Source organism: Priestia aryabhattai B8W22 (assembly GCF_000956595.1).
In the GTDB taxonomy this organism is placed as follows: Bacteria; Bacillota; Bacilli; order Bacillales; family Bacillaceae_H; genus Priestia; species Priestia aryabhattai.
In genome coordinates, this window is sequence record NZ_JYOO01000015.1 from 43,333 (window position 1) to 66,115 (window position 22,783).

The following is a 22,783-nucleotide window of genomic DNA, read 5'->3' on the forward strand; positions in this document are numbered from 1 at the left end:
CACCTTTTTATTATCCAATATGAAAAGTTGATTTTACGAACTCAATAACTTCTTCTGTAGAAGACATTGATAGAATTGTATCTAAATGAGGTTCGATATCAGCTTTTGATAATTGACGGATTTGAGAACGAGCTTTCAGGATAGATGTTGCACTCATTGAGAATTCATCTAAGCCTAAGCCTAAAAGAATTGGAATTGCAATCTCATCTCCTGCCATCTCTCCGCACATGCCTACCCACTTACCTTCTTTGTGAGCCGCTTTGATTACCATATTCACTAAGCGAAGAATCGCTGGGTTATACGGTTGATATAAATAAGACACGCGCTCATTCATGCGGTCAGCAGCAAGCGTGTATTGAATTAAATCGTTTGTTCCGATAGAGAAGAAATCTACTTCTTTAGCAAATAAATCTGCGATTACCGCTGAAGAAGGAATCTCTACCATCATCCCTACTTCGATGTCTTCCGAAACTTGTACGCCTTCTTGTTGAAGTTTTGCTTTTTCTTCTAAAAGAATAGCTTTTGCTTGACGGAACTCATCAACAGTAGCAATCATAGGAAACATAATTTTCAGATTACCGTATACGCTTGCACGCAGAAGCGCACGAAGCTGTGTACGGAACATGTCTTGCATCTCTAGACATAAGCGAATGGCACGGAATCCTAAGAATGGGTTCATTTCTTTTGGTAGATTTAAATAAGGAAGCTCTTTATCTCCACCAATGTCAAGAGTACGAACAACCACTGGTTTGCCTTCCATACGTTCAAGAACTGTTTTATAAGAAGTAAACTGCTCTTCTTCCGTCGGAAGCTCTTCGCGGCCCATATATAAGAATTCTGTACGATAAAGACCAACGCCTTCGCCGCCGTTTTCTAATACGCCTTTTACATCTTCCGGTGTACCAATGTTAGCTGCAAGTTCAACGTGATGATCATCAGCTGAAACCGTTTTTTCATTTACAAGCTTAGCCCATTCAGCTTTTTGTTCTGCATACTCAGCGGCTTTTTTCTCGTAAGCTTTTACTGTTTCTTCGCTTGGATCAACGATAACTTCGCCATCTAAACCATCAACAATTACTAATACGCCGTTTTGAATATCTTCCATAACTGTTTTTGTACCTACAACAGCTGGGATCTCCATTGAACGCGCCATAATTGCTGAGTGAGAAGTACGTCCGCCAATATCTGTTGTAAATCCTTTTACGAACTTACGATTTAACTGTGCTGTATCAGACGGCGTTAAATCTTCTGCGATAATGACAACTTCTTCTGAGATTAAGCTTGGATTTGAAACGTTTACACCTAAAAGATGAGCTAATACACGCTTTGTTACGTCGCGGATATCAGCAGCACGTTCTTTCATATATTCATTGTCCATTGACTCAAACATATTAATAAACATTGCCGCTACTTCATCAAGTGCATGTTCAGCGTTTACATTTTCATTTGTAATTTTATCTTTAATTGGATTAATAAGTTCAGGATCGCTTAGAACTAATAAGTGAGCTTCAAAGATTTCTGCTTTGTCATCTCCAAGTTCTTTACGAGCGTGCTCTCTAATAATTTCAAGTTCTGATTTTGATTTTTCTAGTGCAGCTTCTAGACGTGCTACTTCTGCTTCAACTTCGGTTACTGATTTTTTTTCAACGGTTAATTCTGGATTTTCTAGACGAAATGCTTTAGCAATAGCAATGCCGCTAGAAGCGGCAATGCCTTGAATTTCCTTTGTCATTATTCGCCTAATCCTTCTTTGCTCATTGTATCTTCAAGAGCAGCAAGTGCATCTGCTTCATCAGAACCTTCTGCAGAGATAGTGATTGTAGCGCCTTTTTGAATACCTAAAGACATAACGCCCATGATTGATTTTAAGTTTACAGTTTTACCGTTGAATTCTAAGTTGATATCAGAATCAAATTTGCTTGCTGCTTGTACTAAAGTTGTTGCTGGACGTGCGTGAATTCCTGAGTCTGCTGTTACTGTAAATGTTTTTTGTGCCATGTTAAATCAATCTCCTTTTTACTTTGAAATGTTAATAATATTTGCTTCTTGTTGAGAAACTTGGCCCTGCTTTAAGATATCAATTTTTTCATCAGCTTGTAAATTCGTGAAAATGATCGGCGTAATCGTCGATGGCGCATTTTCTTTTACAAAGTCTAAATCAATTTTCAATAGAGGCTGTCCTTTTTTCACTTCATCGCCTTGGGCAACTAAAGCTTCAAAACCTTCGCCTTTTAAATTAACTGTATCAATACCAACGTGAATTAAAATTTCACGTCCAGTCGTTGATTCAATACCTAAAGCATGTTTCGTCGGGAATAAGTTTACTATTTTTCCGTCCACTGGTGCAACTACTGTGCCTGTTTTCGGAATAATTGCAAAACCGTCACCCATTAATTTTTGTGAAAATACCTGATCTGGTACTTCCGATAAAGGTACCAATTCTCCCTCAATCGGTGAAACAATATCATTACCATTATCGCTTCCTACTTCAGATGTTGCAACAGGTTTTTCAATTGTTTTTGTCTCTTCTTTTGTGACAACCGGTGTTTTGCCATTCATAATGTCTTGAATTTGACCTTTTAACGTGTCAGATTTTGGACCGAAAATAGCTTGAATATTGTTACCAACTTCAAGAACACCAGCTGCTCCAAGTTTTTTCAAACGGTTTTTATCAACGTTACCTACATCATCTACTGATACACGCAAACGCGTAATACAAGCATCTAAATGTGTAATGTTTTCTCTACCGCCAAGTGCAGCTAAAATATTTGTCGGAAGCTCTGCTGCTTCTACTTTTACATCTTCTTCTCCTTCTTCTTTATCTTCACGACCCGGTGTTTTTAAGTTAAATTTACGGATTGCAAAGCGGAAACCGAAGTAGTAGATAACTGCTAGAACTAAACCTACTGGAATAACTAGCCACCATGCTGTACGATTTTGCATAACTCCAAATAGAACGTAATCGATAACCCCACCCGAGAATGTCATACCGATTTTAACATGTAATAACTGCATAACCATAAATGATAAACCAGCAAATACTGCGTGAATTGCAAATAATACTGGCGCTACGAATAAGAATGAGAACTCAAGCGGCTCTGTAATACCCGTTAAGAAAGATGTTAAAGCAGCTGAACCCATGATACCAGCCACATTATTTTTTGTTTTCAGGACGAGCTTCATGATAAATCGCAAGAGCGGCTGCTGGCAATCCGAACATCATGAACGGGAATTTACCAACTTGGAATGTTCCTGCTGTTAAAGGCACGCCATCTGCTAATTGAGCAAAGAAAATCTTTTGGTCACCGTGAATATGCTGACCTGCTTTATTAACGTAATCACCAAACTCAAACCAGAACGGAGAGTAGAAGATGTGATGAAGTCCAAATGGAATTAATGAACGTTCAATCAATCCAAATACAAACGCTGATAAAGTTGGGTTTGCATCAATCATGTTAGTAGAGAAAGCATTTAATCCACTTTGAATTGGCGGCCAAATGAAAATCATAATAACACCTAAAATAATTGAAAATACCCCAGTAATGATTGGTACAAATCGTTTTCCTGCAAAGAACCCTAAATAAGATGGTAATTCAATATTGAAATAACGATTATACATGGATGAAGCTAAAATACCTACTATGATACCCCCAAATACACCTGTAGCTAACGTAGGAATTCCTAAGATGCTAGTGTAAGCTGGATTGGCACCCATTTTGTCAGGATCTAGTTGTCCTGTAGCAACTAAGATTGTGCTCATCGTTTTGTTCATAATTAAGTAGCCTACGATTGCAGCAATACCTGCTACACCGTCACCACCGGCTAAACCAACGGCAACACCAACGGCAAACAATAGCGATAAGTTGTCAAATACAATTTGACCCGCTTGCGACAAAACATTTGAAACCAATTGAACCCAGTCTGCACCAAGTGCCGGTACTGCATCCAACAATGTAGGGTTTTGAAGCGCTGTCCCTACTCCAAGTAAAATCCCTGCTGCCGGTAAAATCGCAACCGGTAACATAAGCGCTTTTCCGACTTTTTGTAATACTCCAAAAAGTTTTTTAAACACGGCGCTTACCTCCTTTTATATATTTAGTGTGCAACAAGCTATTTATTTGATACGTGAATCATTAACGCGCTTTCATAAAACGCTTTCTTTAACTAGAAAACTCATTACATCTCCTGGTGTCCTGAGGCGAAGCTTTCAATGATTACGCTTTCTTATAACAAAAAAAGGCATGAGGAAAAAGAAACGATAAATGGATACACTCATCCAATTACACATCGCTTCATTTCTCACTCATGCCTGATCGTATCAGTAACACGTATTGAAATGATTTTATAAATCCGTTTTTGTTATAAGTCGCTGCAGATGCATCGTTAAGTAAACTGCTTCTGCTTCATACACAGGTAAATGTAACGCTTGCTGCATTACTTTTATCACTTTCCAAGACACATTGTAACACAGGGGATATTCTTCTTTCAATAGCAAAGCGATTTTTTTTGGCTCTTCTATTTTTTCTCCTGTTTTTACTCGATCAATAGCAAAATGCAAATGACGAATCAATCTCATATAGTGCACAGATTCTTTATCTACCTGCAGATGAAGCGATTCTTCAATCACATTAATAATTGTTTGAATAAGCTGCGAGTCTTGATTCACTTCCAGCAGGTTTTTTTCAGTCAGCGCACTATGGATATGAAGCGCAATAAATCCAATCTCTCCTACCGGAAGCTGAACGCCTATTTTGCGACTAATAATTTCTACTACTTCAGATGCGATCGTATATTCCTCTGGATATAAAGCTTTTGTTTCAAGTAAAAATGGATTTTTAAGTCCCATTCCCTGCTGAAAACGTTTTATCGCAAACGCAATATGATCCGTCAATGAAATGTGTATATGCTCATTCAAAGGAATATTAACGCGTTTTTGAATGTGCGTTACAATATCATTCATCATTTCAATTACATCTTCATCCACCTGAGCTAAAAGCTGCTTGTACTGTTCTTGCTCTTCTTCACTCTTTAACAAAAACATTTTCTCCACGGCTTTTGCATCGATTTCATCGCCTTTTTTCTTATTGAACCCTATTCCTTTCCCAATTAGCACAACTTCATCATAGGTAAGGTGTTTAGCAATTAATACGTTATTATTAAGTACCTTTTCTACAAAAAAGGACTCTTTCACGAATCCTTCACTCCCCTGTTTCGGCTTTCTATTATTTGCTTTCCTATCTTACAAATAATACGCATAACCGTCAATTCATTTTTCTTTGTTTCAAACATTATTGAACTAAACTATTTGAGTTACGTATTATCTTAGTAGTTCTTCGCTGGAAACGCAATGTCTTTTTTACTCGTGCCATAACAATTTTTCATAATAAAATGTTGAAGCATAACGCTCAGAATGAATATACCCGCTTGTAAAAGCGTAAAAAAAACAAGTGAAGTGGTAATAGATACCAGCAAAACCCCATAGTGAATCAGCAAAATATCTACTATACGCAGCCCTGCTATAATCATTCCAGCTCCAATAAAAAATTCGTTGACTACACTCCAAACAAGGAGAATTGTAACTATACAAACATAAATCATTGTTGCGTTTACGGAATCATGAGTAGCCGATGCAAACCATCCCGTATAAAACCAATTATTATGAAAATATGCTAACAGCATAAACATAATAGTAGAAGTAATGGCGAGCATTCCGAGAAAAAATGTAGCGTAATGCACAAATGTCATGTAACGTTCTGTTAGCCATACATACCAAATCTTTGAAATACTAAAGCCGATGGTCATTAAAACGCCTGTATAAATTGTTTTCCACCAGTGATGTGTATAAATATCCCAGTGTAAAAATAATTCTTCAATCCCCATAAACATAGCTGAAATGATTAAAATATAGCGAAATTTTAATTGATAAGCAGCTACCACCGTAGCCATGATTGGAAAAGCAAACGTTTGAGAAGTTAAGGACCCAAACAAATTATCAAAATATTCATTGGTCATAAAATCAGGATCGTACTCGTAACTTTCAAACAGCACAAATACAACATACTCTAGTACATAAGCCATTCCAATGATAAAAAAAAGCAAAACGACTAGCTTTTTATCCTTTTTACGTATGAATACTGCAAGCAAAACGGCTGTGCTAATAATAATCAATGCAAAAAAAGCAGTATAATGAGGCATAGACGTCTCCCTTTTACGACCTAATTATTACTTAGAGTAAGACGTTTTAGCCAAATTATACATGGCTAACTTCTATTCAAAAGAGATTGAGACATACTACATCAATCCAATCTAAAGACGAACAAACGGGAGACATGAGATAGTATGGATCGCTTGCTGCACTGCAGTTGATTTCTGCGCAAGTCTTCGCTTTCCGCAGGCGGACGCCGAGCCTCCTCGTCGCTTACGCTTCTGCGAGGTCACACTTCTTCCGCTTTTCCCTCAGGAGTCTTTGCCTTACCCTTTAATCTACAGTTAGAAGCCACTATATACATGAAACCTACGTTCACCCTACTAATGAAAAAATCCGAACGATTCATCGTTCGGATCTTCCAACTAACATACTTTTGTTTTAGCCTCTTTTAACTCTTCAACTCACAAAAAATGGAATGGTATCTATTATCCTTCAATCATTTTTGAAAGGTTAGCCATTTCGATAGCTGATGCTGCAGCTTCCCATCCTTTATTTCCTGCTTTTGTTCCTGCACGTTCAATTGCTTGCTCAATTGTTTCAGTTGTTAATACACCAAAGATAATTGGCACGCCTGTTTGTAAGCTTTGAGATGCAACGCCTTTTGCCACTTCATTACATACAAAATCGAAGTGTGGAGTAGCTCCTCGAATAACCGTTCCTAGCGTAATAACCGCATCATATTTTTTAGATTCAGCTAATTTTTTAGCGATTAATGGAATTTCATAAGCGCCCGGCACCCAAGCCACGTCTACATCTTCATCAGCTACACCGTGACGTTTGAGCGCATCTTCTGCTCCACTAAGTAAACGGCCTGTAATAAATTCATTAAAACGCCCTACCACGATTCCGATTTTTAATCCTGTGCCTACTAAATTTCCTTCATATAAATGATTCATCTCTTGTTCCTCCTGCTAGTAGTAATATATAGTTATTTACATTTCTTTTCATGAATTAGCTTCATTTGTTATAAAGAAAAAAAGTGTAAACTTATAAATGTAATAAATGACCTAGTTTTTTAGCTTTTGTATCTAAGTATTTTTTATTGGCATCCACTGCCGGCATTTGAAGAGGCACTCGCTCTACCACTTCAAGATCGTAGCCTTTTAGCCCAGTAATTTTACGAGGATTGTTCGTTAAAAGCTTCATTTGTTTGACTCCAAGGTCTTTTAAGATTTGAGCACCGATTCCATACTCTCGTAAATCCGCAGCAAACCCGAGCTTTTCATTCGCTTCTACGGTATCGTATCCTTCTTCCTGCAGCTTATAAGCTCTTAGCTTATTTAACAAGCCAATGCCTCTGCCCTCTTGACGCATATACAGCAGAATGCCGCGTCCTTCTTCTTCAATTTGCGTAAGAGCCGCGTGAAGCTGAGGACCGCAGTCACAGCGCTCAGAGCCAAACACATCTCCAGTCAAACACTCGGAGTGAACGCGAACGAGAACGGGGCTATTATGATCAATATCACCTTTGATAAGAGCCACATGTTCTTTATTATCAAGTTTATTTGTATATCCTACAGCCTTAAAATCACCAAATGCCGTAGGTAAGCTCACTTCTATTTCACGGCTAATCAGCTGGTCATGTTTGCGGCGGTAGGCAATCAAATCTTTTATTGTGATCATTTTTAAATCAAATTGCTCTGCAATCTTTGTTAAATCCGGTACGCGTGCCATTGTTCCATCTTCATTCATGATTTCACAAATAACACCCGCAGGTTTCCCTCCTGCTAACACTGCTAAATCAACAGCAGCCTCTGTATGACCCGCACGCTGCAGAACGCCCCCGTCTTTTGCAATCAATGGGAAAATATGTCCTGGGCGTTGAAAATCACTTGCTACCGTTGCTTCATTTACAAGAGCCATAACGGTAGCAGAGCGTTCGTATGCACTGATACCTGTTGTACTTGAAATATGATCAATACTTACTGTAAATGCTGTTCCATGTACATCCGTGTTGTTCGCTACCATCGGGTGAAGATTCAATTTATGCGCAATTTCTTCATTAACAGGTGTACAAATTAATCCTCTTCCATGAGTAGCCATAAAGTTAATAACCTCAGGCGTCGTTTTTTCGGCTAATGCAATAAAATCTCCTTCGTTTTCTCGATCTTCATCATCGCATACAATAACCACTTTTCCCTTTTTTAACTCTTCAATGGCTTCTTCTACTTTATGAAACATCTCTTTCACCTCACTGTTAATTTGTAAAACCATGCTGTTGCAATAAATCTTTCATATTACCTGAACGATTCGAGGCGCCGGGAGTTGACTTATTCGTCATCATCTGATGCATATATTTAGCTAGCATATCGCATTCAATATTCACCTTGTCTCCTCGCTGTTTGTCTCCTACTACCGTGTGAAGCACCGTATGAGGAATAAGAGAAATAGTAAATGATTGGTTGCTGACATCAAAAATAGTAAGACTTGTTCCATCTACAGAAACAGATCCTTTTAACATCATAAATTCACGAAGTTCAGGGTCAACTTGAATTTCGTAATAAAAGGCATTTCCTTTACGTGTTTTGCTTACAATGGTTCCAATTCCATCAACGTGTCCGCTAACGAAATGCCCCCCAAACCGGCCATTTGCAGCCATCGCCCGTTCTAAGTTAACACGTGATCCAACGGTTAGAAGCTGAAGGGTACTTGCTTTAATCGTCTCCGGCATGACGTCGACCGTAAATTCATTTTCAGAGTAAGCCGTTACGGTTAAACAAACGCCGTTAACTGAAATACTGTCCCCTAAGTTCACATCTTCTAACACGGTCTTCGCATCAATCGTAAGAACGATTGCTTCTGTAGCCTTTTGAATACGTTTTATCTTCCCAATTTCTTCAATAATACCTGTGAACATTTTCTTCACCTGCTTTGGCGCTATTCCAACTTCTTATGCCGTTTTGAAATAGCAGCTGCTTTTTTTTCATATTTATCTTTCCCCCAACCACTGAAAATAAAAAAGCCCCTTGAACAAATGTCCAAGGGGTCGGCTGAGCTGAATCAGTTTTATCTATGCAAAATTCCGCTAATTGTATACGAAATAAACAGTTATGTTTTGTGTATGAAAACAAGGGTAGCTTTAAAAAAGGCAAACCTGTCCCTTATTAATACAACACAAAAAAACAACTGTGCTTCCTGATCCTTCTCCCATCCAGACTTTTACTGTCGGCTCTAGATTTTAACTAGATCCACCGCTAACATACATCGTATGAAAACGGGTCACGGGCTTAAAAGCATACGCTTTATCACCGCCGGTTGGGACTTACACCCGACCCCGAAGGATAATATATTCGACTGCTATAGTCTTATTTGTTTTACATTATAGCAAAGTAAAATCGACTTGTCACATCATTTAACTTCGTTTTTTCACATCTGTTCTTTAAAATCCAGCTTTTAGCTTATTTTTTCTTTTTTAATACATAGCATCCATACAAAAGCTAGTCCAATATAGCCAAATATTGGATACAGAAGCCCAAGAAGCTGGGCATATCCGAATTGTCCAATAATAAAGCAAGCCAAGATAATAAACGCAAAAGCTTGTTTATCATTCAAGGGAAGAAAGGACTGAAGCTGCTTAGCGATTCCAAATACATTTCCAATCAATGTAGTAAAAATCTCGCCTAACACAACTACCGTAAATAAAACATTCACCCACGCTGAGATATTTTTAACAACGGCACTCATCGGAATATCAAGTTGAAATGAATAAGGCAAATTGGAAAGGGCAAGATGAGTAGAAACAAGCATAAACGTAAGTACGCATCCTCCTATTACGGCCCCTTTTTTAATCACGCTCCTATCTTTCACGGAACTTCCTAATGGAACCAAAACGGCCTGAGCCAAAGCTAGATTTAGGGAAATGTATAAAAAGGGACTAACCGCCCACTTCCACTGTGTGACGAGCGTTAAATCCGGCTTCGTTTGAATCAGTGAGAAATAGCTGATATTTGGCACAAAAATGATAAAAGCAAATGAAAGCATCATCGGGACAACAAGAGAATTAACCATTAAAATACCGTTAATTCCCCTTGCGATAAATATATAAGTTAAAACAATTGTAAAAATCATCCCAACAGGAGGCCACAGCCCGAACTGTTCCTTTCCTATTGCCCCCGTACTCGCTAGCATGACTGAGGTTACTCCAAATAAAATGACAATCATTACACCGTTTACAACTTTTCCAAGCACATCACCAAATAAATATGTATTAAGCTGCTGATAAGAAGAAGCCCCAATTGCATGTGAAAGCAGCATCATTTTCGAACCTAGCCAAATAAAAAACAAACCGCTGACCAAAATTCCAACCATTCCAAGTTCCCCGTACTGTGTAAAAAATTGAACGATTTCCTTGCCTGTTGCAAAACCGGCTCCTACAACGGTGCCTACATACGTAGCAGCAACCTGCAGCGTGAGTTTCCACCTTTTCATGCCCATCACCCTTCTACCCTTCATAGTTCACTATATGTAGAAGCGATAAAAAAAAGACGAGCCTTTTTACGTGTAAATCGACGCATCTCCCAGCGCTGGTGCCTTTTCGTTTATTTTTATTTTTCATTTTCTTTTTGTATTTCTCACAAAAAACTCCTTAACCCCTAACATAACAGTCATTTTCAAACAAAATATACGGATATTTTCCCTTTAGCTTTTAAATTTTCCTCAATATTTGCTGGAAATTCACAATTTACTGTTGTATAATTTCTAAAAATCAGATAAATTATTAAATAAGTATTCTTTCTATTTAAAAAAATATGTTTCAATTATATACAATTGATTCTTATCATGAGAGGTGGAGGGACTGGCCCTTTGAAACCTCAGCAACCAGTCGTTAGAGACATGGTGCTAAATCCAGCAAGCAATTTATTGCTTGGAAGATAAGAAGGCGAAAAAAGTCTTCTTCTTAAGAAGACTTTTTCTATTTTATCGGCATATTGCATAAAACGAATCACTCGTGAAATAGAAGCGGAACAATTTAAGGAGGTTTTGACATGGGGTTACTTGAAGATTTAAAGTCTAAAATTTTAATTGGGGATGGTGCCACTGGTACCCTCCTTTACTCACACGGTATTGACAGCTGCTTTGAAGAACTAAACATCACCAAACCAGAAGAGGTTTCTCGTATTCACAGAGCCTATGTAGAAGCTGGTGCAAACGTTATTCAAACAAATACGTACGCTGCTAATTATCAAAAACTTGCCCGTTATGGATTAGAAGATTCAGTCAAAGATATCAATGTTGCTGGTGTAAAATTAGCGAAACAAGCTGCAAAAGATCAGGCTTACGTAGTTGGTACACTCGGCGGAATTCGTTCTTTCCAAAAAAACGCTATTAGTTTAGAAGAGGTTAAGCGAAGCATTCGTGAACAAATGTTTTGGCTTTTAAATGAAGGCGTGGATGGCCTTTTATTTGAAACATACTATGATTTTGAAGAATTAAAGACCGTTCTTACCCTGGCGAGAAAAGAAACGGATAAGCCTATTATTACCCACGTTTCCCTGCATGATATCGGCGTACTGCAAGATGGCCGTCCTTTAGCAGATGCATTAAAAGAATTAGAAGAGTTAGGAGCAGATGTTGTCGGACTTAACTGCCGTTTAGGTCCTTATCATATGATTCAGTCTCTTGAAGAAGTACCGCTTCCCGATCGTGCTTTCTTATCTGCTTACCCTAACGCCAGCCTTCCGGCGTATGTGGAAGGAAAGCTGGAATATGAAACGAATGAAGACTACTTTGTAGAAAGCGCGCGTTTATTCCGCGAACAAGGGGTTCGCTTAATTGGAGGATGCTGCGGTACAACACCAGCTCACGTACGCGCAATGTCGTCTGCTTTAAAAGACCTGCCTCCGATTACAAGCAAAGTCGTTAAAATGAGACCAGCCGTTACGGTTCAAGAGCGTGAGCAGCAGGATAAACCTCATATGCACGAAATTGTGAAGAAACGCCGCTCGGTTATCGTTGAGCTAGATCCTCCTAAACAGCTTGGTCCGACGAAATTTTTAGAAGGCGCAAAAGCACTTGATAAAGTCGGAGTAGATGCTATTACATTAGCTGATAATTCTCTAGCCTCACCTCGCATCAGCAACTTAGCAATGGCAACACTGATGCAGCAAGAAACAAAAGCACGACCGCTTATTCATATTACCTGTCGCGACCGAAATTTAATTGGACTTCAGTCTCATTTAATGGGACTTCATACGTTAGGAATGAATCAAGTGCTTGCAATTACCGGTGATCCGTCAAAAGTTGGCGATTTCCCTGGCGCCACTTCGGTCTACGATTTATCTTCATTTGACTTGATTAGTTTAATTGCTCAGTTTAATGAAGGACTATCTTATTCCGGCAAACCGCTTGGTCAAAAAACCAATTTTTCCATTGCAGCTGCCTTTAACCCAAACGTGCGTCACTTAGACCGAGCCGTTCAGCGTTTGGAAAAGAAAATCGACTGCGGGGCTCACTATTTCATTACTCAACCTCTCTATTCAACTAAGCAAATTGAAGAGGTATATGAAGCAACCAAACATTTAACAACACCGGTATACATCGGGATCATGCCGTTAACAAGCGCAAGAAATGCTCGATTTATTCACCATGAAGTACCTGGAATTAAATTATCAGAAGATATTCTAGAACGCATGGACGCAACGGGAAATGACCGGATTCGCGGCGAAGTCGAAGGCCTTGCGATTGCAAAAAACTTAATTGATACAGCATATGAGTTATTTGACGGTATTTACTTAATTACGCCGTTTATGCGCTATGAAATGACCGAAATTCTAACACGCTATATTCATGACAAGCAACTCGTTACATCAGAAAGGAAGATATAAATGAGCTCACTTATCGAACAACAACTAAAGAAGCGAATACTCGTCATCGATGGAGCAATGGGAACGATGATTCAAGATGCTGATTTAACCGCTGAAGATTTTGGCGGCGAAGAATATGAAGGCTGTAACGAATATTTGACCCGTACAGCGCCTCATGTGATTCAGCGCATTCATGAAGAGTACTTTGCAGCAGGTGCTGACATCATTGAAACCAATACGTTTGGCTCAACATCTACCGTACTTGATGAATACGATTTAGGCCACTTGGCGTATGAATTGAATATCGAAGCTGTGAAGCTTGCTTGTGCAGCCCGCGATAAATATTCAACTCCCCAATGGCCTAGGTTCGTAGCTGGAGCTATCGGTCCTACCACTAAAACTCTCTCTGTTACCGGAGGTATTACATTCCCTGAGCTAGTAGAATCGTACGAAGAGCAAGTTCGGGGTTTGTTAGACGGCGGCGTTGACTTACTTCTAGTCGAAACCTGCCAAGACATGCTGAACGTAAAAGCCGCATTTTTAGGTATTACAGCGGCGTTTGAAAAACTAAAAATAGAAGTTCCAATTATGATTTCAGGAACAATTGAGCCTATGGGAACAACTCTCGCTGGTCAAGATATCGAATCTTTTTACTTATCACTGGAACACATGAAGCCTCTTTCAGTCGGACTTAACTGCGCGACAGGCCCTGAATTTATGACAGATCATATTCGCTCTCTTTCAAACCTAGCTACTTCAGCAGTTAGCTGTTATCCAAACGCTGGACTTCCGGATGAAGAAGGCAATTATCATGAATCCCCTGAGCTGCTTGCTCAAAAAATTAAAGGGTTTGCTGATAAAGGCTGGCTGAACTTTGTAGGCGGATGCTGTGGTACAACGCCTGCTCATATTAAAGCACTGGCTGAAGCGGTAAAAGAGGTTGCGCCTCGTTCGCTTGATCGCTCCGAGCATAACCATGCTGTCACCGGTATTGAACCACTTGTATATGACGATTCTATGCGCCCTCTTTTTGTGGGAGAACGTACGAATGTAATCGGTTCTCGCAAGTTCAAGCGTCTGATTGCGGAAGGAAAAATTGAAGAAGCATCTGAAATTGCGCGTGCTCAAGTTAAAAATGGTGCTCACGTTATCGATATTTGCTTAGCAGATCCAGACCGTGAAGAAATGGAAGACATGGAGGAATTTATTCAAGAAGTTGTAAAAAAAGTGAAGGTTCCTCTTGTAATCGATTCAACCGACGAGAAAGTTATTGAAAAAGCTTTAACGTACTCACAAGGTAAGGTTATTATTAACTCCATTAACCTAGAAGATGGTGAAGAGCGTTTTGATGCAATCTTACCGCTAGTAAAAAAATTCGGTGCAGCTCTGGTTGTCGGTACAATCGATGAAACAGGCATGGCCGTTACTGCAGAACGAAAAGTAGAGATTGCTAAACGCTCACATGATTTGCTTGTTGAAAAACATGGCTTTAATCCAAAAGATATTATTTTTGACCCTCTTGTGTTTCCTGTAGGGACCGGTGATGAACAATATATTGGTTCTGCTGAAGAAACAGTTAAGGGAATTAAAATGATTAAAGAAGCCCTGCCTGATTGCCTGACCATTCTTGGCGTAAGTAATGTGTCATTCGGTCTTCCTCCAGTCGGACGTGAAGTACTGAATGCCGTTTACCTTTATCACTGTACGCAGGCTGGACTCGATTATGCCATTGTTAATACCGAAAAATTAGAGCGCTATGCTTCTATTCCAGAAGCTGAAATTGAGCTTGCTAATGCGTTATTATTTAACACAACTGATGAAACGCTAAGCACGTTTACCGACTTTTATCGTGATAAAAAGAAAGAAGCAAAAGTAGAAATTTCTACGTTAACACTCGAAGAACGATTGGCAATGTATATTGTCGAAGGTACAAAAGAAGGATTGCTTCCTGATTTAGAACAGGCTTTAGCTCAATATGATGATCCGTTAGATATTATTAACGGACCGCTTATGGAGGGAATGGCGGAAGTCGGACGTTTGTTTAATGACAACCAGTTGATTGTAGCAGAAGTGCTTCAAAGTGCGGAAGTTATGAAAGCATCCGTTGCCTTTTTAGAACCTCATATGGAAGCAACTGAAAATGATTCTGGAAAAGGCAAAGTGATTCTTGCAACGGTTAAAGGCGACGTGCATGATATCGGTAAAAACTTAGTAGACATCATTTTAAGCAACAATGGTTTTAAAGTAATTGATTTAGGGATTAAAGTAACGCCGCAGCAGCTGATTGAAGCAGTAAAAGACGAAAAGCCAGACATCATTGGCCTGTCAGGTCTTCTAGTAAAATCAGCTCAGCAAATGGTTTTGACTGCACAAGACTTAACACAATCAAGCATTGATGTTCCAATTATGGTAGGAGGCGCTGCCCTTTCCCGTAAATTTACTGACTTTAAAATTGCCCCGGAATATGAAGGTGCGGTCCTCTACGCCAAAGATGCGATGGACGGATTAGCGTTAGCAAATAAACTGCAGAACAAAGAGGAAGTTATTCAGCTTTTAGCGGATTTAAAAACGCGGCAAGAAAAGAAAGTAACGGTTCGAGAACGCCAGCCTCAAACCGCTCAAGCAGCTACGGCTGTTTTAGAAAGATCCGCTATTTCAACGGACGCTCCTGTTTTTGTACCGGCTGATTTAAAGCGGCACGTTGTCAAACACTACGATTTGGCACAGGTTCTTCCGTATATTAACTGGCAGATGCTTTTAGGCCATCACTTAGGACTAAAAGGAAAAGTGAATAAGCTGCTTGCTGAAAAAGACGAGCGTGCTGTTCAATTAAAAGAAACCGTTGATGACCTGCTCGAACTGGCACTAAAAGAAAACTTAATTAAACCAGCGGTTATTTATCAGTTCTTCCCTGCTCAAGCAGACGGAAATGATTTAATTATTTATGATCCTGCTGATGAAAAAACAGAAATTGAACGTTTTACCTTCCCACGACAAGCAAAAGGACAGTTCCTGTGCTTATCTGATTTTGCAAAGCCTAAAGAAAACGAGATGGACTATGTATGTTTCTTCTCTGTAACAGCAGGAACGGGCATTCGCGAACGCGCGGCGAAATTTAAAGAAAACGGCGAGTTTTTAAAGAGTCACGTGTTCCAAGCTCTTGCGCTTGAACTAGCTGAAGGATTAGCAGAACGTGTTCATCAGCAAATTCGTGACCGCTGGGGATTCCCCGATTCGCCTGATTTTACAATGGCGGAGCGTTTTTCAGCCAAATACCAAGGTCAGCGTTTTTCATTCGGATATCCTGCATGTCCAGACCTTGAAGACCAAGCAAAACTGTTTAAATTAATTAAACCTGAAGACATCGGCATTCAGTTAACAGACGGTTTCATGATGGAACCCGAAGCTTCTGTTACAGCCCTTGTTTTTGCACATCCTGAAGCGAAGTATTTTAACGTATTGTAAAACATGGCCGCGGTCTTTTAGACCGCGGCTGTTTTTTAACAGTGAACAAACCCAAAAAAGCGCCTGCGACAAATATATTTTAGTTGAAGAAAGATCCGAACGGTAAATCCAGATTCTTGATTGAGAATCCACTCCGTTCGGATTTTTTCATTGTGATGGTGAACTAGATTTCATGTAGCTGTTTCTAGCTGTTGATTGGAGGGCAAAGCGAAGACTCCTGCGGGAAAAATTGATGTAGTTATGCTTTAATCTCTTTGAATTCACCGCCGGTTTGAGCTTTTTTTATGAGTTTCTTGGGAAACACTGATAGAATAAGGAATGTAATAAATTGTAACACTCTTATCACGGAAAATTTTTCAGGGAAAGGAATTTTCAAGAAATGATTAAATTATTTGTAAGCGACTTAGATGGCACTCTGTTACACGAAGAAAAATACGTAGAACAGCATAATGCAGACGCACTTAGTGAACTTCAGCGCCAAGGAGTAGAGGTTTGTCTTGCTTCTGGACGAATGGATACGGAAATTTTAAAAATTTCTACCGATATTAATAATACATTCCATCGCATTAGCCAAAACGGAGGATTTGTGTGGACCAAAGAAAATCAAGAACTTCATAGAAAAGTGTTTGAAGATGATTTAGCGGTTCAACTTTATAAAAAAACGATAGATCCTAACCGTATTACGCTTGTCTGTTCAAACGACACCAATTATGTAGAACAGCGAAATGAAATTATTGAAGCAATTGAAACTCACATGTTTTTCCCTATCGAAGAACAAATTGAAATGACGGATTCATTTGGTCACGCTCTTTCTCCATCTAAAATCACGGTTCTTGGAGATCATGATGAAATGGTAGCTCTGCAAAAAGAAGTGAACGAAGAGTTTGGTGATTATATTGATACATATATTTCTGCCAAGCAGTGTTTGGATATTATGCCTAAACATATCAGCAAAGGAAATGCCATTGAAATTTTATTAAGTCATCTTCAGCTAAAACCAGAGGAAATTGCCTGTGTGGGGGATTCATTTAATGATATTCCTATGTTTCAATTAACGCCGAACAGTTTCGCTATGGCTACAGCTCCTGAAGCTGTTCAGCGCCACGCCTCTGCTGTTGTGTCATCGGTTAGTGAAGCAGCGCGTATTGTTTTAGAAAAAAATAAGCAACCAACCTAAAAAAAGCGGTCAACGTTTAAATTGACCGCTTTTATCTATTTAATAAGAAAACGGTAGTTATTTTTTTCGCAAAGAACGAAAAAATTCACCTAAGCTTTTTTGCTTCCCATCTGCATGCTCTCCGTGATTAACCAAGCTGCTGATTCTTTCTCGTCGAACAACAACCATAATAAGAGTGGCAAAAAAGATAATGGAAACGGCAATGACAACCAGTGCAAGAACGGATGCTACAATAGCTTCAGAAGTCGTTAGTGACGATAGCATCTGCCTCGTACACCTCCATTTCGTTTGTGGCGAAAAGGAGCCTAGCAGTTAGAAATGCAAATAATCTTTTTTCTCAGTTTGATGCATGTTATTATACACCATTTTCATTTTAGAAGCTGTAGCTTTTAAAGACGTAGACGAATCCACATCTTCGGCTAACATAATGTTTACTAAGTCAACCACAGAACGAGACAACAACTCTACATTATTTTGCAACTCTAATTCGTCATAAGTCGTACGGTCTTGAAGACGAAGTCGAATAATTTCATTTGCTAGCTCCCTAACACGCACTAATTGTTGATGTTCTCCCATAGTATCTCCGCCGCAAGAAACTTATAATCAGCCCTTTTATTGGCTTTTATAAGAGCTAGAAATCCCTGCAGCTTACCCCTCCTTATAAAGATGCCTAGCACACCTTTATGTAAATCACACTTTCACTTTGTTTACATGTATATTCGCTATAGCTGGTTCTTTTTCCTTTTGAAATTAGCAACCATCGTTAACGACTTTCTTCGTTTATCGTTCAGATTTCAGATTTTTAAGGATGTGATATACGAAAATTAAAACGCCAATAGCCGTAAGTGTTGCTCCTACTGCCACTACGGGGGTAAAAGCTTGATTTTCTAGTACGATCATGAAAAATAGACCAATCATCATGACCGGTAATCCTATATTATGCAGCCATACGTGCAGTTTGGCTAATTTACTTTCGCTAAACGCAGGAAACAAATAATAAATAAGTCCGGCTAACGTAAGCGACGTCCATCCTAATAAATTGATGTGCACGTGAACAGGTGTCAAAGCGTAGCTGTGAACAATCGACATATAATACCCCAATATGATGCCAATTCCAAAATAAACGGCTGATATTTTAATTAATTTAATTCCCATCGTTTTCTCCCCTTATATCCCCTCCGACTTCTGTACTACTTTACGCAGGAAACGTCATTTTAGAAGCGGAAGTTAGCCAAAGGACACGAAATACGGAGTATGATATCTAAAAAGAGGATTCTTTACCGCAAACACAAAAAACAGCTGAGCAAAAATACTCAGCTGTCTATTTTAAGCAATATAATGCAGCACAAAATTCAAGAAAAACAACAGCGCGCTTACATACATAAACATCGATACTTCACGCATTTTACCAAGGAATAATTTAAGCAGTGGATACGCAATGAACCCAAATGCAATTCCATCAGCAATGCTGTACGTAAGAGGAATAAGCGCAATAATTAAAAATGCAGGGAAACCTTCTGTTAAGTCCTGTAAATTGATGTTTTTGATATTTTGAATCATCAATGCTCCAATAACAATGAGAATAGGTGCAATAGCACTATCTGGAACCAGCTTGATAAATGGAATAAACAGAAGTGAACTTAAAAATAAAACTCCTGTAATAAGCGATGTTAAACCCGTTCGCCCTCCAGCTGCAATACCAGATGCTCCTTCTACAGAAGACACCGTTGGACTTGTTCCAAACACGCCGCTTAGCAACGCTGAGGCGGCTGTTGCTTGAAAGGCCCGCGGAAATTTGCTATCTTGATTCATCATACCTAGCTGACCGTGCAGCAAACCGATATTTTCAAAAATCAATACCATTGTTAATGAAAAGACAGCTGCCCAAAATGCAACGTCTCCAATAGCCCCAAAAGACAATGTGCCAAAGCTGCTAAAAAAGTCGTTCACGCTCGCAGCGGACTGTCCTTTTTCTGCACCGCTTCTTACACCAAGTAAGAAGGCAAGGACTGATCCAGCAATCATGCTTAACAAAAAGTTACCTTTCACATTTCGGATAAACAGTACGATTGTGATGATTAACGTCAGCAGCGTACTGATAACAAACGGATCTGACAAGTCTCCAAGTGCTACAAAAGTGGTTTCGCTTGGAACTACAAGCTTTCCTTTTTGCAAACCGATAAACGTTAAAAATAAGCCGACACCGACTGTTATCGCTTCTTTTAGCGAATGCGGAATCGAAGAGACAATTTTGGCAGACAGTCGTGAAAAAGCTAATGCTGTAAAAAGAAAGCCGGATATCACTACTGCTAATAACCCTTCTTGCCAAGATAACCCCATTGATTGAACCATCGTATACGTAAACAATGCATTAATCCCCATACCTGGCACCAGAATAAGAGGCGCATTTGCCCAAAAAGCCATAATAACACAGCCTACAAAAGCCGAAGCTACTGTTGCGAATATTCCTGCTTCAAGCGGAATACCGGCATCAGACAAAATGGTTGAATTAACAGCAATAATATACACGATGGAAAGAAATGAAATGACCCCAGCTAAGCTTTCTTTTCCGACAGTTGTTTGGTGGTCGTTTAAACGAAACAACTTTTCAAATAATGCGTTCAATCTAATTTCCTTCTTTTCATCTATCCCTCGCCCACCCAGTGACCAAAAATGCCACCGAAGTTATTATAGCAAAATCAACAATTGTTGCAAGGAAAACTTGTCTCCTTTAGCTTAAGCGTTCATTCCTTATTTAAAACTGTTATCATTTTCTAAACGCAGCGTCTTCCATTCATTCTATATATACCTTGGACTGGACATAATAAAAGAGCGCTTTATCAGCGCTCATTGTTTTAATAATAATAAGGGTAATATGGTGGGTACGGCGGATAATAATATGGTGGTGGATAACCGTAATAACCTGGACCTGCTAATGCACTTCCAAGAACTAATCCTCCAAGAAATGGAGCTCCAAAGCCAAAGCCGAACCCCGGACGGCCGAAGCCAAAACCAGGACGGCCGAAACCAAAACCTGGGCGACCGAAACCGAATCCTGGACGACCGAAACCGAATCCTGGACGACCAAAGCCTCCAAAGCCTCCAAAACCACCGAATGGTCTTCTTATGTCATTAATATCAAATTCTTGCATGATAAATGCCTCCTCAAATTATATTTCATTCTCTTTATTACATATGTTATTCACCTACTTCTTGCATAGGCAATCGCCTCTTTTTTTGTGATTTCTTAAAAAATATTCCTTTTCTACTACCTCGTTAGGATTAAACAAGCGTACAAACATATATTTTTTAAGGCCTTGAAACATACTACATGTAACTTATGTAAAATAAGAGAGATGAAACGAGGAATGCACCTTTATAATTTGCAGCAGCTGCTGCAATGAGAAATAAACATAATAGGAACGCATAAAAAGAACGCTCAACAAAAATGTTGACCGTTCTTCTTATGAAAATACATAGCGATTTTTTATTAATTTATCTGACCCTTTGCTTGACCGTATATGCCCTAAAGCTATATAATCCCCTTTTTATACAATGCGCTTTGAACATAAAATCATAGGAGCGTCTCCCCAAACGCTGCTATGTATGTATATCTGTAATCGCTTACAAACCTTTAATAAAAAACCGATATGATTTTCTATCTATTTACATTAAACAATATTTCAGGCTAAATTTCAACACATTTTTTGTTTTTCTTTGTACTCAGCAAAAAAACAGGTGATATAGCACAGTGATTTTCCTTTTTTCCTGTCCCTTTTACTTATAGTCATAATCGTTTATAGTTTATAACGAAAGGAAGTGGCGTAATGTCTGATCAACTAGAAGAATACTTAGAACGAGGAATGTACGGAGCAAAGGAAACAAAAAGAGACGAAAGAAGATATTTCTTAACTGCTTTACGTGAGAATATTGAACTTGCACTAAAAAAAGGGCAAGTCATGAAAAAGGATACGGCAAAAATAAAGACTCTTTTAAAAAAAGTGAAAGACGGTCATTTGTTTTTAAATGGCTCCTTGTCTTATTCATACCTCTCCCCTTATATTCAAGCGGCTAACCAACATAAAGTGCCTTTTACCATCGTTCAGAACCTAGAAGCTGATACCGACATTGGTCTAGTTTTAACAGGCTCTGAAGGCAGTCTGGAACGCGATATCTTTTTAGACTAAAAAAAAGAGCCAGAACGGCTCTTTTTTATTTGGCAAATACATGATGATCAATTGTTTTAATTACCGCACGTGAACGAATCCAGTTATCGGTAGCTGTTTTTGGATTATAAAAGTAAATAGAATCGTCTAAACGATCTTTTCTAGTCAACGCTTGTTCTACTGCTTTTTTCGAATCTTCTGAAGCAGGTTTGTTAATTGATCCATTTTGGACCGGTGAAAAAGCGTATGCTTTTCCGACAACCTGTTTAATCACTCCTGTTACCGTATCTGGAAACTTCGGAGAATCTACACGGTTTAACACCACTGTTGCTACTCCTACTTTTCCTTCATACGATTCGCCTTTTGCTTCAGCTTCTACTAAGCGAGCTAATAAATCTTTTTCACTTGCTGAAATCGAAACTGCAGGGGTTTCCTGGTCTGCAGGTTTGGCTTCTGGTTTTGGTTCTGGCTTAGCCGTATTAGCAGGTTCTGCCGTTGAAGGTTCCGTTGTTTCAGCAGCCAGCACTTTTGTCTTACTCGGAATAGCTAATGTTTCACCAATATAAATCATATCTCCTTGACGATTATTTAATTTTTTAATATCGTCAATTGTTACACTATATCTTTTACCTAACTTCCAAAGACTATCGCCTTTGACTACTTTATAATTAGTTGCAGCCGTAGCTGTTGCATTAAAACCTATAAATGAAAGAGTAGCTAAACAAGCTACTACCATTGATTTCATATAACTATGTTTCATAGGTAATACCTCCTGAAATTTCGTATGGTATTACTCTATCATAGATATATAGGGGTTTCACCGAACGATTCAATTACATTTCTTTAAGTTTGATGAACAAAATTACGTTCGCAACACAAATATGACATTGTACCTTATTTTTTGTCATAATCACGGTAATTTTTCTAAAATGCAGGTATATTTTCCCGCTTTATTTCAGTTTAA

The 22,783-nt window shown here is 38.9% G+C and carries 18 protein-coding genes, 1 pseudogene and 2 riboswitches; of the genes and pseudogenes, 4 read left to right on the forward strand and 15 right to left on the reverse strand.

The genetic code is table 11. The features are described from left to right. Positions 1–10: 10 nt before the first annotated feature. The 9 genes and pseudogenes from ptsP to N178_RS13345 all read right to left on the reverse strand — a co-directional run bounded on the left by ptsP (position 11) and on the right by N178_RS13345 (position 10,636). The gene (gene ptsP, locus N178_RS13295) at positions 11–1,732 is read right to left on the reverse strand and encodes a phosphoenolpyruvate--protein phosphotransferase (RefSeq protein ID WP_045292764.1); all 1,722 of its coding nucleotides are present in this window, start codon (positions 1,730–1,732) and stop codon (positions 11–13) included. Beyond that, complete coding sequence (locus tag N178_RS13300) at positions 1,732–1,998, reverse strand: phosphocarrier protein HPr (protein WP_013056011.1); 267 nt, start codon at positions 1,996–1,998, stop codon at positions 1,732–1,734. Before N178_RS13300 ends, ptsP begins: the two co-directional genes overlap by 1 nt. Before the next feature lie 18 nt (positions 1,999–2,016). Next, positions 2,017–4,072, reverse strand: a pseudogene (gene ptsG / locus N178_RS13305) (glucose-specific PTS transporter subunit IIBC). 270 nt (positions 4,073–4,342) lie between these two features. After that, positions 4,343–5,191, reverse strand: a complete 849-nt coding sequence (glcT, locus tag N178_RS13310) for a glucose PTS transporter transcription antiterminator GlcT (RefSeq protein WP_013056009.1) — start codon at positions 5,189–5,191, stop codon at positions 4,343–4,345. Positions 5,192–5,322: 131 nt separating this feature from the next. Next, on the reverse strand, positions 5,323–6,195 hold the full coding sequence (locus N178_RS13315) for a hypothetical protein (RefSeq protein WP_045292766.1): 873 nt from the start codon (positions 6,193–6,195) through the stop codon (positions 5,323–5,325). Between the two features lie 438 nt (positions 6,196–6,633). Next, on the reverse strand, positions 6,634–7,104 hold the full coding sequence (ribH, locus tag N178_RS13325; RefSeq protein ID WP_013056007.1) for a 6,7-dimethyl-8-ribityllumazine synthase: 471 nt from the start codon (positions 7,102–7,104) through the stop codon (positions 6,634–6,636). Between the two features lie 91 nt (positions 7,105–7,195). Continuing rightward, positions 7,196–8,389, reverse strand: coding sequence for a bifunctional 3,4-dihydroxy-2-butanone-4-phosphate synthase/GTP cyclohydrolase II (locus tag N178_RS13330; RefSeq protein WP_045292767.1), 1,194 nt, complete (start codon positions 8,387–8,389; stop codon positions 7,196–7,198). A gap of 16 nt (positions 8,390–8,405) precedes the next feature. Further along, complete coding sequence (gene ribE / locus N178_RS13335; protein WP_045292769.1) at positions 8,406–9,065, reverse strand: riboflavin synthase; 660 nt, start codon at positions 9,063–9,065, stop codon at positions 8,406–8,408. Between the two features lie 278 nt (positions 9,066–9,343). Beyond that, positions 9,344–9,494, reverse strand: a riboswitch (FMN riboswitch). 107 nt (positions 9,495–9,601) lie between these two features. Then, positions 9,602–10,636, reverse strand: a complete 1,035-nt coding sequence (locus N178_RS13345) for a YkvI family membrane protein (RefSeq protein ID WP_237758468.1) — start codon at positions 10,634–10,636, stop codon at positions 9,602–9,604. Positions 10,637–10,979: 343 nt separating this feature from the next. Next, a riboswitch (SAM riboswitch) is annotated at positions 10,980–11,086 on the forward strand. Positions 11,087–11,193: 107 nt separating this feature from the next. Here N178_RS13345 and N178_RS13350 point away from each other — a divergent pair. The 3 genes from N178_RS13350 to N178_RS13360 all read left to right on the forward strand — a co-directional run bounded on the left by N178_RS13350 (position 11,194) and on the right by N178_RS13360 (position 17,653). Beyond that, complete coding sequence (locus N178_RS13350; protein WP_045292773.1) at positions 11,194–13,032, forward strand: bifunctional homocysteine S-methyltransferase/methylenetetrahydrofolate reductase; 1,839 nt, start codon at positions 11,194–11,196, stop codon at positions 13,030–13,032. Further along, positions 13,033–16,476 (forward strand): methionine synthase, encoded by a 3,444-nt coding sequence (gene metH / locus N178_RS13355; protein ID WP_045292774.1) that lies wholly within the window; start codon positions 13,033–13,035, stop codon positions 16,474–16,476. A gap of 379 nt (positions 16,477–16,855) precedes the next feature. After that, a complete protein-coding gene (locus N178_RS13360) occupies positions 16,856–17,653 on the forward strand; it encodes a Cof-type HAD-IIB family hydrolase (protein WP_045292776.1) in 798 nt (265 codons plus the stop codon). A gap of 57 nt (positions 17,654–17,710) precedes the next feature. Here N178_RS13360 and N178_RS13365 read toward each other — a convergent pair whose 3' ends face one another. The 5 genes from N178_RS13365 to N178_RS13385 form a co-directional block, all read right to left on the reverse strand. Further along, on the reverse strand, positions 17,711–17,917 hold the full coding sequence (locus N178_RS13365; RefSeq protein WP_013055999.1) for a hypothetical protein: 207 nt from the start codon (positions 17,915–17,917) through the stop codon (positions 17,711–17,713). Between the two features lie 48 nt (positions 17,918–17,965). After that, entirely contained in the window at positions 17,966–18,229 is a 264-nt protein-coding gene (locus N178_RS13370) for a hypothetical protein (protein ID WP_045292778.1), read from the reverse strand. A 204-nt stretch (positions 18,230–18,433) separates the two neighbouring features. Continuing rightward, positions 18,434–18,808 carry a cytochrome-c oxidase gene (locus N178_RS13375; protein WP_045292779.1) on the reverse strand — a complete coding sequence of 125 codons (375 nt, stop codon included), beginning with the start codon at positions 18,806–18,808 and terminating at the stop codon, positions 18,434–18,436. Between the two features lie 171 nt (positions 18,809–18,979). After that, positions 18,980–20,278, reverse strand: a complete 1,299-nt coding sequence (locus tag N178_RS13380) for an NCS2 family permease (protein WP_045292780.1) — start codon at positions 20,276–20,278, stop codon at positions 18,980–18,982. A gap of 230 nt (positions 20,279–20,508) precedes the next feature. Continuing rightward, the gene (locus N178_RS13385) at positions 20,509–20,805 is read right to left on the reverse strand and encodes a hypothetical protein (protein ID WP_045292782.1); all 297 of its coding nucleotides are present in this window, start codon (positions 20,803–20,805) and stop codon (positions 20,509–20,511) included. 675 nt (positions 20,806–21,480) lie between these two features. Here N178_RS13385 and N178_RS13390 point away from each other — a divergent pair. Continuing rightward, positions 21,481–21,840, forward strand: a complete 360-nt coding sequence (locus tag N178_RS13390; protein WP_045292784.1) for a YueI family protein — start codon at positions 21,481–21,483, stop codon at positions 21,838–21,840. A gap of 25 nt (positions 21,841–21,865) precedes the next feature. Here the strand turns inward: N178_RS13390 and N178_RS13395 are convergent, their stop codons facing one another. Next, positions 21,866–22,579 carry a cell wall hydrolase gene (locus N178_RS13395; RefSeq protein WP_045292786.1) on the reverse strand — a complete coding sequence of 238 codons (714 nt, stop codon included), beginning with the start codon at positions 22,577–22,579 and terminating at the stop codon, positions 21,866–21,868. Positions 22,580–22,783 lie beyond the last annotated feature (204 nt).